15 protein-coding genes are annotated in these 17,566 nt (G+C 68.8%); 4 read left to right on the top strand and 11 right to left on the bottom strand.

Annotated features, from left to right (window positions below):
• Positions 1-76: 76 nt before the first annotated feature.
• The 8 genes from AB0436_RS09895 to AB0436_RS09860 form a co-directional block, all read right to left on the bottom strand.
• Complete coding sequence (locus tag AB0436_RS09895; protein ID WP_366467235.1) at positions 77-913, bottom strand: type 1 glutamine amidotransferase domain-containing protein; 837 nt, start codon at positions 911-913, stop codon at positions 77-79.
• Between the two features lie 86 nt (positions 914-999).
• Complete coding sequence (locus tag AB0436_RS09890; RefSeq protein ID WP_366467234.1) at positions 1,000-1,704, bottom strand: EthD domain-containing protein; 705 nt, start codon at positions 1,702-1,704, stop codon at positions 1,000-1,002.
• A 216-nt stretch (positions 1,705-1,920) separates the two neighbouring features.
• Entirely contained in the window at positions 1,921-2,865 is a 945-nt protein-coding gene (locus AB0436_RS09885) for an NAD(P)/FAD-dependent oxidoreductase (protein WP_366467233.1), read from the bottom strand.
• Positions 2,866-2,910: 45 nt separating this feature from the next.
• Complete coding sequence (locus AB0436_RS09880) at positions 2,911-4,392, bottom strand: maltokinase (RefSeq protein WP_366467232.1); 1,482 nt, start codon at positions 4,390-4,392, stop codon at positions 2,911-2,913.
• Positions 4,389-5,594: a transposase gene (locus tag AB0436_RS09875; RefSeq protein ID WP_366467231.1), complete on the bottom strand. Its 1,206-nt coding sequence runs from the start codon at positions 5,592-5,594 to the stop codon at positions 4,389-4,391. Before AB0436_RS09875 ends, AB0436_RS09880 begins: the two co-directional genes overlap by 4 nt.
• 264 nt (positions 5,595-5,858) lie before the next feature.
• Entirely contained in the window at positions 5,859-6,560 is a 702-nt protein-coding gene (locus AB0436_RS09870; protein WP_366467230.1) for an SDR family oxidoreductase, read from the bottom strand.
• Positions 6,561-6,583: 23 nt separating this feature from the next.
• On the bottom strand, positions 6,584-7,927 hold the full coding sequence (locus AB0436_RS09865; protein ID WP_366467229.1) for an NDP-sugar synthase: 1,344 nt from the start codon (positions 7,925-7,927) through the stop codon (positions 6,584-6,586).
• A 319-nt stretch (positions 7,928-8,246) separates the two neighbouring features.
• Positions 8,247-10,187: a GAF domain-containing protein gene (locus AB0436_RS09860; protein WP_366467228.1), complete on the bottom strand. Its 1,941-nt coding sequence runs from the start codon at positions 10,185-10,187 to the stop codon at positions 8,247-8,249.
• A 265-nt stretch (positions 10,188-10,452) separates the two neighbouring features.
• Here AB0436_RS09860 and AB0436_RS09855 point away from each other — a divergent pair, with 265 nt between their 5' ends.
• Positions 10,453-11,199 carry a methyltransferase gene (locus AB0436_RS09855; RefSeq protein ID WP_366467227.1) on the top strand — a complete coding sequence of 249 codons (747 nt, stop codon included), beginning with the start codon at positions 10,453-10,455 and terminating at the stop codon, positions 11,197-11,199.
• A gap of 5 nt (positions 11,200-11,204) precedes the next feature.
• On the top strand, positions 11,205-13,298 hold the full coding sequence (gene pabB / locus AB0436_RS09850) for an aminodeoxychorismate synthase component I (protein WP_366467226.1): 2,094 nt from the start codon (positions 11,205-11,207) through the stop codon (positions 13,296-13,298).
• Positions 13,299-13,325: 27 nt separating this feature from the next.
• Here the strand turns inward: pabB and AB0436_RS09845 are convergent, their stop codons facing one another.
• Positions 13,326-14,270: a transaldolase family protein gene (locus AB0436_RS09845; RefSeq protein WP_366467225.1), complete on the bottom strand. Its 945-nt coding sequence runs from the start codon at positions 14,268-14,270 to the stop codon at positions 13,326-13,328.
• Between the two features lie 118 nt (positions 14,271-14,388).
• Between AB0436_RS09845 and AB0436_RS09840 the strand changes: the two genes are divergently transcribed.
• Complete coding sequence (locus AB0436_RS09840) at positions 14,389-15,195, top strand: uracil-DNA glycosylase (RefSeq protein ID WP_366467223.1); 807 nt, start codon at positions 14,389-14,391, stop codon at positions 15,193-15,195.
• Here AB0436_RS09840 and AB0436_RS09835 read toward each other — a convergent pair.
• Positions 15,192-15,749 (bottom strand): GNAT family N-acetyltransferase, encoded by a 558-nt coding sequence (locus AB0436_RS09835; protein WP_366467222.1) that lies wholly within the window; start codon positions 15,747-15,749, stop codon positions 15,192-15,194. The two genes, AB0436_RS09840 and AB0436_RS09835, sit on opposite strands and share 4 nt — an antisense overlap.
• A 174-nt stretch (positions 15,750-15,923) precedes the next feature.
• Here AB0436_RS09835 and AB0436_RS09830 point away from each other — a divergent pair, with 174 nt between their 5' ends.
• Positions 15,924-17,141, top strand: a complete 1,218-nt coding sequence (locus tag AB0436_RS09830; protein WP_366467221.1) for a hypothetical protein — start codon at positions 15,924-15,926, stop codon at positions 17,139-17,141.
• Here the strand turns inward: AB0436_RS09830 and AB0436_RS09825 are convergent.
• On the bottom strand, positions 17,123-17,545 hold the full coding sequence (locus AB0436_RS09825; protein WP_366467220.1) for a hypothetical protein: 423 nt from the start codon (positions 17,543-17,545) through the stop codon (positions 17,123-17,125). The two genes, AB0436_RS09830 and AB0436_RS09825, sit on opposite strands and share 19 nt — an antisense overlap.
• Positions 17,546-17,566 lie beyond the last annotated feature (21 nt).

Below are 17,566 nucleotides of genomic sequence, written 5' to 3'. Positions count from 1 at the left end.
CCTTCTCTCGATCCTGTCGTCCCTCATACGGAACGGTGGCCTTACGGAAACGGTGGCCTTACCGAACGGTGGCGATTTACCAGCCGAACCGGCGAAGCCCGTCCTCGAGGACCTCGACGACCTTCTCGCCGGTCAGGTAGGAATCGGGGGTGGAACGACCGGTGATGAACGGGTAATCCACGATCACCGAGGTTTCCTTGCCGAAATTCCCGTGGTAGCGACCGTCGGGTCCGGTGGCGTCACGCAGGATGTACTCGAGCGGATACGGCGGGGGGCCGATGACGAAATCGGTGCCCAGGAATCCCGTCCCGTCCTTGTAGTCGTATTCCTTGCAGTGACCCGTGACGTGCTTGCCCCAGATGATGGACTTCCGGTCCTCCCACTCACGGGCGAAAGCCAGCGGAGCGACGCCGTAGCATTCGGCAGCGACCGGCTTGTCGGCGCGCACGAAGGACAGAATGATCTGGTGCACCCGCTCGTTGTTGGCGATGTCCACGACGGGTCCACTGCCTCCGACGATCAGCAGTGCGTCGTACTCGTCCAGTTCCTGGGCCACCACGTCGACCGCGCGGTGGTAGGCCTCGAGCTTCCGCAGATAGTTGTCGTCCGCGGTGTAGGGGCGCTCCGGCAGCCAGCCGGCGATGTCGATCGGGTTGGCGAGGCGGTCCGACTCGTCTGTCTCCCGGGTCAGCTTCGCGACCTTCTCGGAGGTGACGGAGCGGCCCAGCGGCGGGTCGATGTAGCCGGGGTCCATGGACGGCGGCAGCGCGTGCGGCTGCTTTCCGTTCGGGGTGGCGAAATCGACCTCGTAACCGCGCTGGTCGAAGTGGTGGAGAGGGCCGACGAGCTCTTCGCCCCAGTAGCCGTACTCCGACAGGATCACGAGGATCTTCTTGGCGTTCCTTCTGGCCACGCCTGCTCCTTCGGTAATCGGTTCAGGAACCGTGGTGGAGCTGCGAGACACCGCTGAGCGGCGCCGCAGCCACCGGATCGGACGGATCAACGGGCCTCGGGGCCGATGATCCAGTTCTCCCTCGCAGCGATGGAGAACACGTACTTCGGGTCGGCGATCTCATCCCGTGCCGCCTTGACCTGGCCGGTGAAGTAGGGCGACCGCAGGACGTTCTGCAGGGCGGCCACGTCGTCGAACCACAGCTGCTCGACGCTGTCGAACCCGGCCTCGCCGAAGACGTAGGCGCCGTCCACGGTGTGTGCGTGCAGATAGCGGCGCAGGCCCGGCGTGCCCTTGACCACCGACGCATAGGAGTCGAGGGTCTGCTTGCGGTAGTCCTCGAGGTCCAGACCGGGACGCCGCTTGATGAGAACGGTCAGCTTCACCCAGTCCTGGCCCTTGGCCAGCGGCGGTCCGGCGACGATCTCGTGCGCCGTGGTGTCCACGACGAGGGTCTGCCAGAACGCCGCCCAGTTGGGCTCGTCCAGCCGGGCACCCTGCAGGAACTCCTCGGTCTGCAGCGACGCCAGCTGCTCCTCGCCGTTGGCCAGGAAGATCTCCGCGATGCCCTGGTGCGGCAGGGCCGGCGTACCGAGGTTGCCCTCGACCTCGACGACGGTGTCGACCATGTACTTCCTGATCTGGGGGATTTTCGCGGCGTACCGCACCGCGTGGACATTCACCCAGTAGTCCTGAAACTCCTGCGCGGTCATACCCGGCTTGGGTGCCGCCAGAATGAACTGGTGGATCATCGAAAACTTCCCCTTTCCCCCACCACGAATGAAGAACTCGCGTAGCGGAGAAGCGCATTCCGGAATACGGCTGCGCAGGTCGTGGCACAGGTCGTGGCACATACCGAAACCCGGCCAGCCGATTCGAACAACTTAATGATGTCCAGCGCCCTGTCAGGCGGTCAACGAACCCTGGACGACTTCCTGACCTGTCGTCGCCCCTGAAATGAGTGACGCTCAGTCCGCCCGGAGCTCGGGCGGATAAAGGAAGTAGTTTGCCGCCGACGCCGCCTGGGCGCCCTCGTGCACTGCGGCGGTCACCTGATGGGAATGGAGCGAGGTGGCGTCGCCGGCCGCGTACACACCGGTTATCGAGGTCTTCTGCTCGGTGTCCACTGCGATGTAGCCGGTGGGGGACAGGTGCACACCGAGCTGTCGGGCGAGCTGTGTCTCCGGGGTCGCGCCCTGGATGCTGAAGAGGGCGTCGAGTTCCAAGCGCAGACCGTCACGGGTGACGATCGCGCGGAGCGTGCCGTCGCGCCCCTCCGCCTCCTTGATCCGGTCGTGGACGACCTGGATGCCCGCCGCATCGAGCCGGCGGCGGAAGAGCGGACTGATGTCGTCGCTGCGGCTGTTGGTCAGCAACCTGACCCGGTCGGTGAGGCTGTGCAGCTGCATCGCCTCACCGGCCGCTGCGTCGGTGTGGCCGACGACCAGGATGCTGCGCCCGCGGTTCTCATATCCGTCGCAGGTGATGCACCAGAACATCGAGTGACCGACGTACGACTGCCAGCCGGGAAAGTGCGGGAAGTGGTCGAGGACGCCGGTGGCCAGCACCAGTGTCCGCGCCTGCCAGGTGTGCCCTTGCGCGTGCAGGACGAAGCCGCCCTCCGCGTTGCCCTCGATATCGGTGACCCGGTGCCGGACGATACGGGCGTTCGGGTAGTTGCCCAGTTGTTCGGCGGCCAGCTTGCGCAGGTCGACGGTGGCCACCCCGTCGGGGAACCCCAGGTAGTTGTGGTTGACCTGGTGATGGGTCGATCGGCCCTGGCCGGTGTCGAAGACCAGGACCTGCCGGTTGTACCTCGCCAGGTAGATGGCCGCCGAAAGCCCTGCCGGACCACCGCCGACGACCGCCGAGTCGACGGCCTGACCGACGCTGCGCGGTACACGACTGCTCATCGTTCCCATCCTTCGTGGGGTCATTGGGTCCGCCGGGCCGGTCGGTCAGCTGTGCGGACGGCGCCAGTGGGCGAGTCGGCGCACCGCCGCCATCGGGATGGGCAGCCATTCGGGACGGTTGCGGAACTCGTAGACCGCCTCGTACACGGCCTTGTCGGCCTCAAAGGCGCGGAGCAGCAGCGGTCGGCTGCGGGGGTCGAGGCCGCCGGCGTCGGCGTAACCCGCGGTGTACGCCCGTCGGTTGTGTACGGCCCAGGCGGAGGCCCGGCGCAGCAGCCTGGCCCGGCGCGGGTTCCTGGGCGACTGCTCACCGGGCGGCATCCCGAGCACCTCGGCCAGCGCATGGTGCGCCGCGTAGTCGAAGGAGCGCAGCATCGCTGCGACGTCACGCAGCGCCGGCTGCAGCCGGCGGCGCACCTCCGGGGGCTGTCCGGGCTCGCCCTCGAAGTCGATGAGGACCCAGCCGTCCTCGGCTCGCAGCGCCTGGCCGAGGTGCAGATCGCCGTGTATACGCTGGGTGGTCAGCGGATTTCCCCGTCGCACGGACTCACCCAGGTCCTGGTGGATGGTGCGGAGCTGTCCGGCGTAGGGCTCCAGCGCGGGGACCTGGTCGAGCGCCGCCTCGAGGCGTGCCGTCACCGACCCGACCATCTCGTCCACCTCCGCCGGGCCGAGTGACCGGGTGGCCAGCTGTCCGGCGAGTGCCGCGTGCACATCGGCGGTGGCCCGGCCGAGCCGGTAGGCCTCGTCGGTGAAGCCGCCGAGTGGTCCGACCGCCTCGCACTCCCCCGCGATGCACCCCCGCGCCTCCTCGACGGCGAGGGCCCAGCCGTCGCCGCGGGACGGGACGAACTCCTGCAGGATGCCGAGTGTCATCGGGCCGTTCGGTGTCTCCGGCGAGGTGTCCATCCAGGCCAGCGGCGCCGCACTCGGCACCCCTCCCGCCCGCTGCAGCCCGGTGAGCATCTCGAGTTCGGGGTTGGTGCCGACGACCGGGCGGCGCAGTATTTTGAGCATCATCCTCTTGCCGAAGACGACGGATGTGTTGCTCTGCTCGGCGGTGCTCAGCGAGGCGGGCAGCCCCAGCGGGACAGCCGCTCTCGGCGTCCGGTGGAACTCCACCTGATCACCCCGCTCCCCGGCGGCGAAGCGCTCGATGAGCCGGCCCATCAGTTCAGGGTCCTCGGTGGCTTCGTAGAACGTCAGGGGCCCTGATGCGGTATCTCCGCCCCGCCCGATGACGGCGCTTTCGAGCTCCGGGGGCAGTACGCTCCGCATCCCGATCAGCAGTTGGTACCAGTCGTCCGGGCCGGTACGGATCACCGCCTGCAGCAGTGCGGGATCTCCCGGACACAAGAGCGTGACCAGCACCGGTACGACCTCAGGAGTCTCCCGGCCCTTCCCCGCGAACCACCGGCGGCTGCCCAGCCACCCGGGGAGCAACCGGCGGAGATCGGCGGCGAAACGGTCGGTCCCTGCAACCTCGGCGACCGGTATGCCGGCCGCACTGTCCGATGTCGTCGTCATGCTGCCGGAGCCTCCAGAGATCGCGTTCCGAATGCGGACAGTGGGTCCCCGGCCGCAGGGGGGACCACGGTGGGAGGCGTCGTCGAGAGCGCGGTGACGGCGTGGGCCAGCGAGACGAGCGTCATGTGGTGGTGCCAGCCCCGGAAGGAGCGGCCCTCGAAGTCACGAAGTCCCAGCTGATCGCTCACCTCCGCCTGGTCACGTTCGACCCGCCGGCTGAGCATGGCGGTCCGGTAGAGCGTGCCCGGCTGCGACTGGGACAGGTTGGAGAGCCAGAGCTCGCTCTGTCCCCGGTCACCCGGGTCTGTCCCGGACCCCAGCAGCACCAGTGGCTGCCGGTATGCCGAGCGGCCCCGGCCCCTCAGCTGGACCCGGGTGGAACCGACGGCGGTGGCCCGCATCGTGCCGGTCGAGTGATCGAACCATTCGACCGGCAGCACCTGGCGGCGCAGCGCGGACACCAGCGCGGCCCGCGTTTCCGAGCGCTCGTCGCCCGCGCCGCCCGGCCGCCGCAGCGCGCTCGGGGACACGGTGTCGATCGAAGCGGAGGGGCTGATCCTGACGACGAACGGGATGCGCCGCTCGATCAGTTCGACACAAACCTGACGCGGATCGGTCTCCCGGAGGTCCATGACCACCGGCTTCTGCCGCAGGCCCCACCCGACCGACATCCTGGACACGGCCGACAGGGCGCACTGTTCAGGTCCGCAGGGCCCCACATGCTCCGGAATCGCGGCCCGCCTGCGCACGTCGGGCTCGTCCGTCCAGCACTCGGGAAGCGAGAGCTGCCAGTCCACCGGGCAGCTGAGCCGGTCCGACGCCAGCCAGATGCCCATTCCCTGCTGGCAGTTGACCACCCTGCCGAGCTGCGGGACGAACTGTTTCCCGACCCCGACGGAGTGCCTGCCCACCTTGGTGATGATCAGCGGCTGGACCACCCAGGCCCGCGGCTCCGCCCGCTCCTGGAAACGTCGCGCCAGCTGCTGGCGCACCGGGGAGCAGTCCCAGGGCGACTTGCTGATGAACTGATGCAGATTCTGCTCGCTGCTGCCGCCGACGTGCTGGGCCAGCGCGCGCATCGTTTTTCGGCCCGCTGCCGAGAGCAGCCCTTTGACATACAGGTCGCCCCAGCGCCGTTGGTCACTTCGTGGAATTGAAGCGAGCGTCTCCGTAATGAACTCGGTGACGTAGTCGTGCGTCATTCCACCAGGCCGATCCTGATCGCGTACAACGGCCATTACCCAGCCCTTTCCATGGAATCGGACAAACAAAAAAGATGCATCATGAAACAATGTTTAGGACGTGGCAAGTTACCCGGGCACCGAGGCCGGTCGAGGAGTGCGACGCCGCTCTCCGCACCGGCCCCGGTGTCCGGCGGCCCGCCGGGCAACGGGGGATGATGGACCCGGCGGGGGTTCGGGGGAGGGCCGCTCTGTCGCGGCGTTGCCGCCGGCGGCCCGCACGGTCTACAGCCGGGGCTGCTCCAGGACCCGGTCGGGTATGAGGCGGTGAAAGAGCATCGGCCAGTCGGTGGGCGCCGCGCCCGGTTCGTTGTAGAGCTCGAAGGTCCGGTTGACGGCCTCCTGGCTGTGCAACGCCTGCACACAGGCTTCTGCGACCGCGGCCCTGGACACCCAGCCGTCGCCCCGGTCGTCCTGCTCCAGCCGGACCCGGTCGCCCGTCAGGCCGTCGTCGGCGAGCCAGCTGGGCCGTACGACGGTGTAGGGCAGCCGGGAGGCACGCACCGCGTCCTCCCCGCGGAGCCGCCAGTCGAGCAGCCTGCCGTAGGCGTTCATCGGGTGTTCCCTTCGTGTCACGAAGATCTGGCTGATCAGCACGAAGTGGGGACGCTCACCGTGTTCGGCGACGGCGGCCAGTACGTTGCGCACACCGTCGTACATCGTGGCCTCGGGACAGTTGGGACCGGAGTCGGCCGTGCCCGGCTCCACGCCGTAGACGACACCGCCGCAGCCGGCCAGCGCGGCCGGCAAGGCGTCCGTGTAGCGGACATCTGCCTGGTGCAGCTCGACCCCGGGGAGATGCCGGTGCGGGGTGCGTCCCGGATTGCGGCTCACCACCCGTACCCGCGCGCCTTCCTCCACCAGTCGGCGCGTCACCAGACCACCGACGCGGCCGGCGCCGCCTATCACCGCGATCGGCCTGTCCATCGAAATCTCCCGCATGCTCGCCATCACACCCATCGCAGAATGTCGTCAGAGCTTCTGAGTTCGGTCTCGGCAGGGACTCCGGTGAGCAGTGGCAACCGGAGTTTCGGATAAACGGTGACCCCACAGAATCGCGACCCGGGCCAGAGAGCTGCGCCATCGCCTATGGCCGAGTACTCCTCGAGCCGCAGCGGGCGGTACCGGTCGGATGCGATCTCGGCCATGGAGCCGATATAGGAGTCGGATATCTCGGCGAACGAACCGACGACCGCGGATTCGCCGCAGGCCGATCTGGTCAGAGTGGCGCACTCCCGGATGTCGGCTCCATCGCCGATATCCGCATGCTCCAGCCGTACACCCGGCCCGATCTCCACCTCGCGGCCGATCCGGACTCCGGGCCCTATCACCACGGAACCCTCCTCGATCTTCTGCGCGAGGGTCGTTCCGGTGACATCGTCCTTGGCCCGCAGGCTGCTCTCGTGGATCCAGCGCAGGTGAGGGGCCTCATCCGGGGCGTCCATCAGCCGGTTCATCTGCTCGTAGTCGCCGTCGAGCACCCGGTGCAAGGTGTCCAGATAGTCAGGGACGTTCCCCAGGTCTCCGAGGCGTCCAATGGTGTGGGCGGCCACCGGGAAGCTCCGTCGCACCAGCCAGGGGAGCAGATCGCCGCCCCAGTCGAGCTGCTGGTGGGACTGCCTGAACAGTTCCGGGTCGCGGGCCAGCAGCCGCAGTTGATCGCAGTCCACCAGGTACATGCCGGCGTTCGTCGGCAGGGTGGACCGAGCATCGGCTGCCGACTGCGGGAACAGCTCGAGCAGCCTCGGCAGACCGGGCTTCTCCACGAATCCCTCGATCATGCCGTTCTCGTCGGTGCGCATGACCCCGTACTTGGCGGCGATCTCCTCCGGCGTCCTGGCCACTGCGGCCACCGTCACCGCGGCGTTCCGCTCGGCGTGCGTCCGCGCCATCGACTCGAGATCGAAGTCGAAGAGGGAGTCCACCGGGAGCACCAGGGCCTGGCCCTTCAGATCCCACTGCTCCATGTTGTGCAGCGTCGCGCCCGCCGAGCCGACGTTGTACCGGTCGAAGCGCGAGCGCGAATACCTGATCTCCACGCCGTAACGTTCGCCGTGCCCCAGCAGCAGCTTGATCTGGTTGCGGTTCTCGAGGCCCTGAGCCACCACGTAGAACCGGCGGATCCCCTGTTCCCGGCAGGCGTCGAGAACCCACTCGACCAGACGGCGCCCCACAAACGGGATGAGGGCCTTGCTGCGGATGTAGTCCGCGGACTTCAGCGTTATCGGTTTGGCCCGCTCCCCCCGGCCTCCCGCGAGAAGGATGCCGACCGTTTCCTTGCGGCGCACGCCCATCACGCCCCCCTTCGAGTTGATTCCACTGGCGGAAAGGGCGCCAGTGGATCGACGCACTCATCTCGTGGGGTGCGCGTATGCGACGGCGCTCATCCACTCCGCTTCTTCTGCCTGAGACGACATCAACACTGGCCGTCCGCAGGCCCCAGGAGGAGGTGATGCGGGCCCATACTTCGGCGGAGGAACGGTGGCCGGGCCACCACGTCAGGCAGGTGAAGCCCTGTCGGCCTGCGGTTCTCCGCACAGTGTGGTGAACTCACCACCGCCGGCCGGACGAGGACCGAAGAGTGGCCGGGGCAGTACGGACGCCGTTACTGCGCTACTTCCGAGTGCTCTTCGCCGACATCTCACGCTGCTTCGCAAGCGTGTGCCGGGCGCCCTGAAGACGCAGAGCCAATTGGATCTCCAGCGCCCTGGACGGAACCTGCCAGTGCGCGCCGAGCAGTTCGGTGATGCGCTCCAGGCGACGCGAGACGGTGTTCGGGTGGACGTGCAGTTCCTCGGCCGCCCGGGTGGGGCTGTTTCCCGCGGCGAAATACGCCTGGAGCGTGCGGAGCAGGTCGGTGCTCTGCTGTGTGTCGTAATCGAGCACCGGTCCGATCGCCGTGCGTACGAAACCGGCGACATCACGGTTGTCGGAGAGCAACAACCCCAGGAAGCCGAGTTGCTGCGGCGAGGCCGAGGTGCCGACACCGCCGAGGACCGTCAGCGCGTCCAGACAGCGCTCGGCCTCCCGGTAGGTGTGCAGCACCGAGGCCGGTGAGGTCACCGGCCCCGCGGCGCCCGCGGTCACCGGCTGACCGAGTACCGAGGTCAGCTCCCTGGCGACGGCCGCGGCAGCGCCTTCGGCGTCGGAGCCGGGCAGCAGAAAGCCGACGCAGCCGCTGTCCACCCGCTTCAGACCGGCGAAGCGGTTGGCGTACGAGGAGGCCCAGACCACCGCTCTGCCCTGAACACCGCCTTCAGGTCTGGCGATCACAATGACGTGGGGATCTTCCAGCTTCATCCCGAGTTGGTGCGCACGCTCCTCGATCTGCGCGGTCTGCCGGGTGGCGCTGAGCAGGTCGTTGAAGAGCTCGTCACGTACCTGGCCTTCGGCGGCGGCGGTGCTGCGCTGCATCAGCAGGAGGACGGCGACCGACTGGGCGACGGACGGCAGCAAGCGCACCTGGTAGTCGGTCGGCGGAGACGTCACATGGAACACGAGCGTGCCCAGGTTCTCCTTGCCGGCGGTGATCGGGTGGATGCACCGGCCGTCGGCGGTCTGCACGGTTTCGCCCTTGTCGTGGGCGTCCAGCGACGCGCTGAGGAGTTGCGCTTCGTCAAGAGGGGGGAAATCCCCGACCCCGACGATCGGCTTGTCGACCGGGTCACGGACCAGCAGAGACCCTCCGAGTTGCTGGGCGGCCTCGGTGACCAGCGCCCGCAACCCGCGGCCTTGCAGCACGACGTCGATCAATCCGCTCTGTACGTCCCGCAGTTGCTGAGCGTTGGACGAGGACCCCCTGGCCCGCGCGGCGCTCTGCTCCAGCTGGGAGACCTCCGCCCGGGTCCGGTCGAGCAATCGGGCCTTCTCGATGGCGATCGTCGCGAAGTCTCCGAGCGACGCCATCAGAGTGACCTCTTCCGGCGTGAAGTGCCGGACATTGCGTCCTGCGACGTACAGGACACCCGTCGCGGAGTTGCCGTCCAGCAGCGGAACGACCATGAACGCGCGTAGACCCTCGGCCCGGGTGACCTTGTCCGTGAACTCGGAGTGCGCGAAGCGTTCATCGGACAGGTAGTCGGACGTCCACATCGGTGCGGAACTCCGCGCCGCCTCATTGCCGATGCCGCCGTCATCCGGTATCCGGAACCCCACGGTGATCGAGGAGGCGTGGCCGTCCGGGGCACGTACCCGCGAATTCCCGTCCGCGGGGTCATTCAGAGTCACCCAGGACATGTCCAGATTCAGCAGCCGCCGGGCACGTCTGGTGATGACCTTGAGCAGCGCATCCAGTTCATACGGCAGGGTGAGTTCCCGAGCGGTGTCCACCAGCGCGGCCAGGCCCGCCTCGCGCTGCTGCCGACGACTGAACAACTCGTGTACGGTTAACGACATTTGTTTGGCCCGGGTGAGCCGCTCGATCTCCTCCGGAGTCGCACCGCGCCGATGTGCGTGGCGAATCCGCTCATCGAATTCCTCCAGCGGTGCCTCTGTCGCCAGCAGTTCGAGAAACCGGAACTGCTCATCTCCTGTTTCGGAGTCCCCCAGAGGCATGTTGCTCGTCTCCCCTTCGAATGAGGCGTGAACCCGGCCGGCCCCCCACCATCCTGCCTGACGGGACCGTAGGCCGCCAGCAAGAACCAGTCAACGGGCCCACGATGCGAGAAGGGCTGGTCAGAGGGGTCGCCCGGTGATCGGATCACCACAGGTTGTGCTCAGGCTGTTACCTGACAACCTTCCTTGGTGCGGTCACGCAGGCAATGGTGGTTTTGCCGGTACGGCGATGGTGGCCGCACCACACACACCAGGGGGCTACAAGATGTCGCAGGTCCAAAGCTATGAACGCTCGCTGCAGCGGAGCAGCCTTTCCATGACGCGGGCGGACCGCCCACAAGTCTTCTCAGCATGTGGACGGGAGTGGGACCTGCTGGAAGAGGTGTTCGCACCGGTGTACTCGCCTTCCACCGACGTCGCCCTCGAATTCCTGAACCTCACCGGGCAGCATTCGAGTTACCGGAATGGCTCATTCCTGGAAATCGGTTGCGGAGCCGGCGTCATCGCGGTGATGGCGGCACTGACGGGCTGCGATCGCGTGGTCGCCTCCGACATCAACCCGCGTGCGGTGGAGAACGCCGCAGCCAACGCCCACCGGCACGGGATGCGCGGCCGGGTGCAGGCGGTGCACAGCGACATGTTCGCCGACGCGGCCACCAACGATCGCTTCGACACGGTCTTCTGGAGCTCGAACTACGTCCGCGGCCCGCAGAACTACACCTACAAGACGCTTCACGAGGCCGCCTACGTCGACGCGGGCTACCGAGCGCACCGTGCCTACATACGTGACGCACCACGCCGACTGACCGAGGGCGGGTCGGCGCTGCTGCACTTCAGCAGCCGCGGGGACCTGTCCGAACTGCACCGGATCGCCGACGAGTACGGACACGAGCTGCGGGTCCTGCAACGTCTGGAGGTCCCGGAGTTCGAGTACGGCAGCGATGTGGTCGAACATCTGCTGCTGGAGATCGTGGCGCCCGAGGCCGATCTGCTGCTCAGCAGTGCGGTGTGACGGAGATGCGTACTCTCATCGTCGACAACCACGACTCTTTCACGTTCAATCTCTTCCACCACATCGCCGAGGTGAACGGCCGAGAACCCGTCGTCATCGTCAACGGGGATCCGGACTGGCACATCGACCGGCTGCGGGAGTTCGACAACGTGGTCATCTCCCCCGGCCCGGGGAATCCCGGCCGGCGGACCGACTTCGGTATCTGTCAGGAGATCATCGAAAGCACCGACCTGCCGCTGCTGGGCATCTGCCTCGGCCACCAGGGCATCGGACTGCAGCACGGCGCCACGGTCTCGCGCAGCCCGGAACCCAGGCACGGGCGGGTCTCCCCCGTACTGCACGGCGGTGAAGGGCTCTTCGCCGGTCTGCCGTCGCCGTTGGAGGTGGTGCGCTACCACTCGCTCGCGGTGACCGACCTCCCGGCGGAACTGGAGCCCACCGCCTGGACACCGGACGGCATTCTGATGGCGCTGCAACACCGCGAGCGGCCCCAGTGGGGGGTGCAGTTCCACCCGGAGTCGATCTGCACCCAGTACGGCCGCGAGCTGCTCGCCAACTTCGCCGAGCTGAGTCGTGCGCACCGGCCGGTACGTACCTCACGCCCGACCCGGCCGTCCGCCCCGGTGGCCGCGAGGCCGGTGGACGACGTGCGCGAACTGCGGGTCGTCGTCCAGCGGTTGCCCACCCGCTGGGACGCGGAAGTGGCTTACGACCGGCTCTTCGGGGAATCCGACCACGCCTTCTGGCTCGACAGCAGTCGGGCGGACGACGACGCCGGCCGGTTCTCGGTGCTGGGCGACGCCTCGGGGCCGCTCGCCCGGGTGGCCAGGGCCGATGTGTGGAGCGGCACGGTGACGGTGGAGTCGGAGGGTTCCACCCAGGTCGTCGCCGGGGAGTTCCTGGACTGGATCGACCGGGACCTGCGCGGTACCCGTACCGACATCCCCGAGCTTCCCTTCGGTTTCACCCTGGGCTGGGTGGGCTATCTCGGGTACGAGCTGAAGGGCGAGTGCGGCGGGGACCTCCGGCACCGCTCCGAAGAGCCCGACGCCACCATGGTGTTTGCGGACCGCGCTGTCGTCCTCGACCACGCCACGCAGACGAGTTACCTGCTCGCTCTCGCGGAGCCGGACGCCGAGCGGGGGACGGAGGCGGAGGCCCGCGAGTGGCTCGCCACCACGGCCGAGCGGCTCGGCGAACTGGTCGGCGTGCGACCCGCACCGCCCGGCGAGGACATGCCCCTCGCTGACATCCAGCTGCGTCACGACCGAGACGCGTACCTCGAGCTGATCGATGCCTGCCAGGAGGAGATCGCGGCCGGAGAGACGTACGAGGTCTGTCTCACCAATATCGCCGAGGTGACGGCCGACATCGACCCCTGGCAGGCATACCGGCTGCTGCGGCACGCGCATCCTGCGCCGTTCGCCGCGCTGCTGCGGTTCGGTGAGCTCTCGGTGCTCAGCACCTCACCCGAGCGCTTCGTGCGGGTCTCGGCCGGCGGCTCGGCCGAGTCCAAACCGATCAAGGGAACACGGCCGCGCGGAGAAACGCCCCAACAGGATGCCGAGCTGGTGGCCGGCCTTCTCCATGACGAGAAGGACCGCGCCGAGAACCTGATGATCGTCGACGTGGTCCGCAACGACCTCGGCCGGTGCGCCGAGACGGGCACCGTCACGGTCGACCGGCTTTTCAGCGTCGAGAGTTATGCCACGGTCCATCAGCTCGTCAGCACCGTCCGCGCACAGCTGCGGCCCGGCCACAGCGCGGTGGACTGCGTCCGGGCCTCGTTCCCCGGTGGCTCGATGACCGGTGCGCCCAAGGTGCGCACCATGCAGATCATCGACCAGCTCGAAGGGGGCCCGCGCGGTGTCTACTCGGGAGGGATCGGCTACTTCTCCCTTTCCGGTGCGGCCGACCTCAGCATCGTGATCCGCACCGCCGTGATCACCCCCGGCCGGATGCGCTACGGAGTGGGGGGCGCGATCATCGCGCTGTCCGACCCGGCAGCGGAGTTCGAGGAGACCGCGGTCAAGTCGGCGCCCCTGCTGGCACTGTCCGGGGGGCGTTTCCCGGGCCGTGAGGCGGCGGCGACCGTGTGATCCCGGTGGTCCGGAGGAGCTGCCCTGTCAGTGCGGTTGCCCCGCAGGGCAGTTCCTCCGCTCCAGTACCTCGGCGACGTCGGTCATGTCGATGCCATGGCTCGCCAGCAGGTCCAGCGCCCTGCGTCCCTCGGAATGCGCGTTCAGCAGGGTGTCCCCGTGCAGCGCGTCATCCCGTACTGCCTGCTCGAGGACGGCGGCGGTCAGCGCCATGACGGTGTTCGAACCGACCAGGGCGCCGATGTGTCCGGGGCCGGCGCCGGTCCAGGCCAGACGCGGTGGGGTGGCGCCCGCGCTGCGGAGCACCTGCCACCAGGTGCTGCCCAGCCGCTTCTCGCGTGCCCGATAGATCAACTGGGCGGTGGCGATGCCCGCGGTGTCCCGGAGCGGGCCTGCCGCCATGTCCGCCAGCCGGGAGTTCACTTCCGCGTCGATCAGGCCGACGGGGAACGACGCGAGAAGAGTGATCCCCTCCAGCGGAAGTCCGTTGGCGAGTGCCAGTTCCAGGCCGTCCATATAGGCGTCCAGGACTCTGCCGTAGTGCTCGGCGGAGAAGATCAGGGTGACATCCACACCGAAGCCCCGCGCGATGCAGGCCGACGCGGCGATGAGGCCGGCCCGGGTCGCCGGCATACGGACCAGTACGTTGGGGCGTCCCACGGATCGGTGCAGGATCGCGGCGTCGGTAATGAGCGCCAAGGCGTCATGTGAGATCGCCTTACCCAGACTCACCGAGACCTGGCCGTGCCGGCCTGTGCTCTCATCGAAGGCCGGACGCAGCGAGTCGCAGGCCGCGCGCAGTGCGGGGCGCGGAACGGCTTCGGGAGCGAAGAGCCCCAGGAATCCCTGTTTCTCGGCCAGACACCGGGCCGCGTCCCACTCGTTGTCCGTGCAGGCCCATTCGGACAACCAGGGGGAGACACCCTCGTTGACCAGCTGTCTGAGCACCGCCGCAGCCGCCTGACTGATCATAATTTTCAAGGGTAAGAGGGAACGGCACATTCCCTTAACGCCCGTTCTGCGACTATGTCAGGTTGATCGGCAGCCCCGGCCTCGCACGGCTGGAACCGCGTTGTTCTAACGTGGCGCCATGGCCGCATCCGCCGTGTCAGGCCCCCTGCCGACCCCCGACGACCCGCGGTTCCCCGCCGACCGGGCGCCCCGCTGCGCCGATCTCCAGGCGCTGGACGCACAGGTGGTCCAGTGCCGTGCCTGCCCCCGTCTGGTGACCTGGCGGGAGCAGGTGGCCGTGCAGAAACGGGCGGCATACCTGGGCTGGGACTACTGGGCGCGGCCGGTGCCCGGCTTCGGCCCGGCGGACGCGGCACTGGCCGTCGTGGGACTCGCGCCCGCCGCGCACGGCGGCAACCGGACCGGCCGGATGTTCACCGGGGATCCCTCGGGGGACTTCCTGGTCAAGGGGCTGTACGCGGTCGGCCTCGCCTCGCAGCCGACTGCCGCCAGCGCCGACGACGGCCTCGCCCTGCGGGGCGTACGGCTGGCCGCACCGGTGCACTGCGCGCCGCCGGACAACAAACCCACCCCCGGGGAACGCGACACCTGCCGACCCTGGCTGGCGGCCGAGCTGGCGCTGCTCGGCCCCGGCCTGCGGGCGGTGGTCGTACTGGGCGGCTTCGGCTGGCAGGCGCTGCTTCCGGTCCTGGCCGACGCGGGCTGGCAGCTGCCGCGGCCCCGGCCGAAGTTCGGCCACGGCGCCCGGGTGACGCTCACCGGTGGCGGTGGCCTCGGGGATCTGCGGCTGTTCGGCTGCTACCACCCCAGTCAGCGCAATGTGAACACCGGGCTGCTGACCCTCCCGATGCTCGAGGCGGTCTTCCGGGACGCCGCCGCGGCGGCCGGGCTGCAGGAACCGGGCCGCACCGGACCGACCGGTTAGCCCGCGCTTCCCGCGTGCTCGATGTTCCGGCCCCACGCCTCGAGAAGCGGACCGTCCTGGTCCGGCTGCACCTCGCCCAGGCGATGCCAGCCCCAGTCCTGGAAGGCTCGGATGACCGGAGTGTTGGCCGGCTCGGCCAGCGCGGCGGCCAGCGCGGACCGCGCACGGACCAGCAACTGCTCCACGAGCCGGGAGGCGACCCGGCGGCGCCGGAATTCGGGCAGCACCATCAACTCCGCCAGCACCATGACCTGTCCGGAAGCGGTCAGCTCCTCGAGATCCTTCGGGACGCCGCCCCGGAAGCCCCGCCACAGGACGCCCTCGCGCTCCAGCCGGTAGCCGTACGCGCACCCGGCCAGGGACGGACCGTCGCCCACCATCATGTCGAATCCGGGCCGCTGCATGTCCTCGACGAAGCGCTCCAGGAACCGCTGACGGTCGTGGAACTCCTCCCCGGGCGCGCGCAGATACGACTCGACATAGGTGTCCGCGATGGCCTCCCGCTGCTGTTCGGCCTGCCATCGGGTCAGCCGGCGCATGAAGACCTCAGTCATGGGTTCCTCCCCGTTCCGGTACATCGTCTCAGCGGTTCGCGACCAAGGAAGCGGAAACGACAAGATCCAGTCTCCCCTTGACGCGAACCGGAACTCAACCCGACCGGAGGACCGAATTGGCCGAATGGCGCCGTCCGGCGTGCGAGGCGCTGCCCGGTGTCCTCCCCTGGAGAGGTGACGGACGATTCCCAGCGCCACCGGGTGCGCGCGTGCTTCGCCGTACTGCTGATCGTGCTCGCCGCACTCCTCACCCCGGTCTCCGTCGTCGCCGTCTGGGCGCACGACGAGATCGGCGACGCCGACCGCTATGTCGACACCATGCAGCCGCTGGCCGCCAACCGTGCCGTGCAGGGCACCGTCACCGACCGGGTGACCGACGCGGTCATGCGGCACATCGATGTGGACGCCCTGCTCGACACGGTGGCACCCGCCGACCGGCAAGAACTGCGCGAGGCCATCGGACCGCCGGACGAGCCGATCTCCCAGGGTCTGCGGAACGTCGTGCACAGCGCGGTGGGCAGCCTGGTCGCCGGTCCCGCCTTCCGGACCGTCTGGAGCCGACTGAACCGGACCACGCACGCCTCCGTGGTACACGCGCTGGCGGGCAGCAAGGGCAAGAAGGTCACCGTCGATCTGGCGCCGGTGGTCGAGTCCGCCAAGGAGCGGCTCGACGACAGCGGCGTGGCCGCCGCGACGAAGATCCCCGAGGTGCACGCCCGGTTCACCGTCCTGGAGCCCGGCGCCGTCGGCCCGGCCAGGACCGGTTTCCGGCTGGTGCGGATCGCCGGGGTCTGGCTACCGCTGGTGACCCTGCTGCTCGCCGCGGGCGGGGTGCTCCTCGCGACCCGCAGACGGCGCGCCCTGGTCGCCGCGGCGCTCGCCCTCGCGGGCGGTGCGTTGCTGCTGGACCTCGGCCTCATGGCCTTCCGCGCTCTGTACCCGGACCGGCTGCCGGACGTCGTCCCGCGGCCGGCCGCGCTGGCGGTGTTCGACGCCCTGGTGGTCCTGCTGCGGACCGGCATCCGGATGGTCGTCGTCGCCGGTGCCGTGGTGGCGCTCGGCGGCTGGCTCGGCGGGCCGGGGTCGTGGCCGACCCGCGTGCGGGCCGGGTGGACGGGCGGCATCGGCGCCGTACGCGCCGCGGCGGGGCTGCGCCCCGGGCCGCGGTGGGTGCGGGTGAGCCGTGCCACGACCTGGCTGAACTGGCTGGTACTGGCCGGGGCGCTCGCCGTCTACCTGCGGTGGGACAGCCCCGCGCCACTCGTGGCGGCCGTCATCGCGCTGTGCGCGCTGACCGTCATGGCGGTCGTCGAACTGCTCGGCGGCGACGGCACGGAGCGGAGGCCTCGGCCCTGTGAGGACGTGGGCGAGCGTCAGTCCTCGTGGGTGTAGATGAGGTAGAAGGCCGCGAGCAGCATGCCCATACCCAGGAAGAAGCCGATGAACGACGACAGCAGCACGCTGTGTCCGGTCAGCGAGTACGTGAAGCCGATGATCCCGCCGAACAGCACTCCGTACCCCGCCGCCCGCAGCTCGCGCGGCAGCGCGTACTGGACCCGGCCGAAGAGGAACGTCAGGACCGCGACGGCGACGCCGAACACCACACTCAGGACGATCTCCCCGGTGGTGAGCCCCCCGGAGTTCTCGATGTACCAGGCGTAGAGGCCGAAGAACACTCCGAAGATGAGCGGCAGCACCCAGGACAGACTCGAGCGGTGACGTCGTGCCGTCGGTTGCCGATGCCGCCACGGCACCTGGTGATGCTTCCGCGCCGGGCCCGCGGCCTGTGTGGTCATCGCAGAACTCCTTCCGCTGAT

Origin of the sequence: Streptomyces sp. NPDC051322 (assembly GCF_040689485.1) — a bacterium.
Lineage (GTDB): Bacteria > Actinomycetota > Actinomycetes > Streptomycetales > Streptomycetaceae > Streptomyces.
The sequence above is the reverse complement of the archived record's forward strand: the minus strand, read 5'-3'. Positions and strand labels throughout refer to the sequence as shown.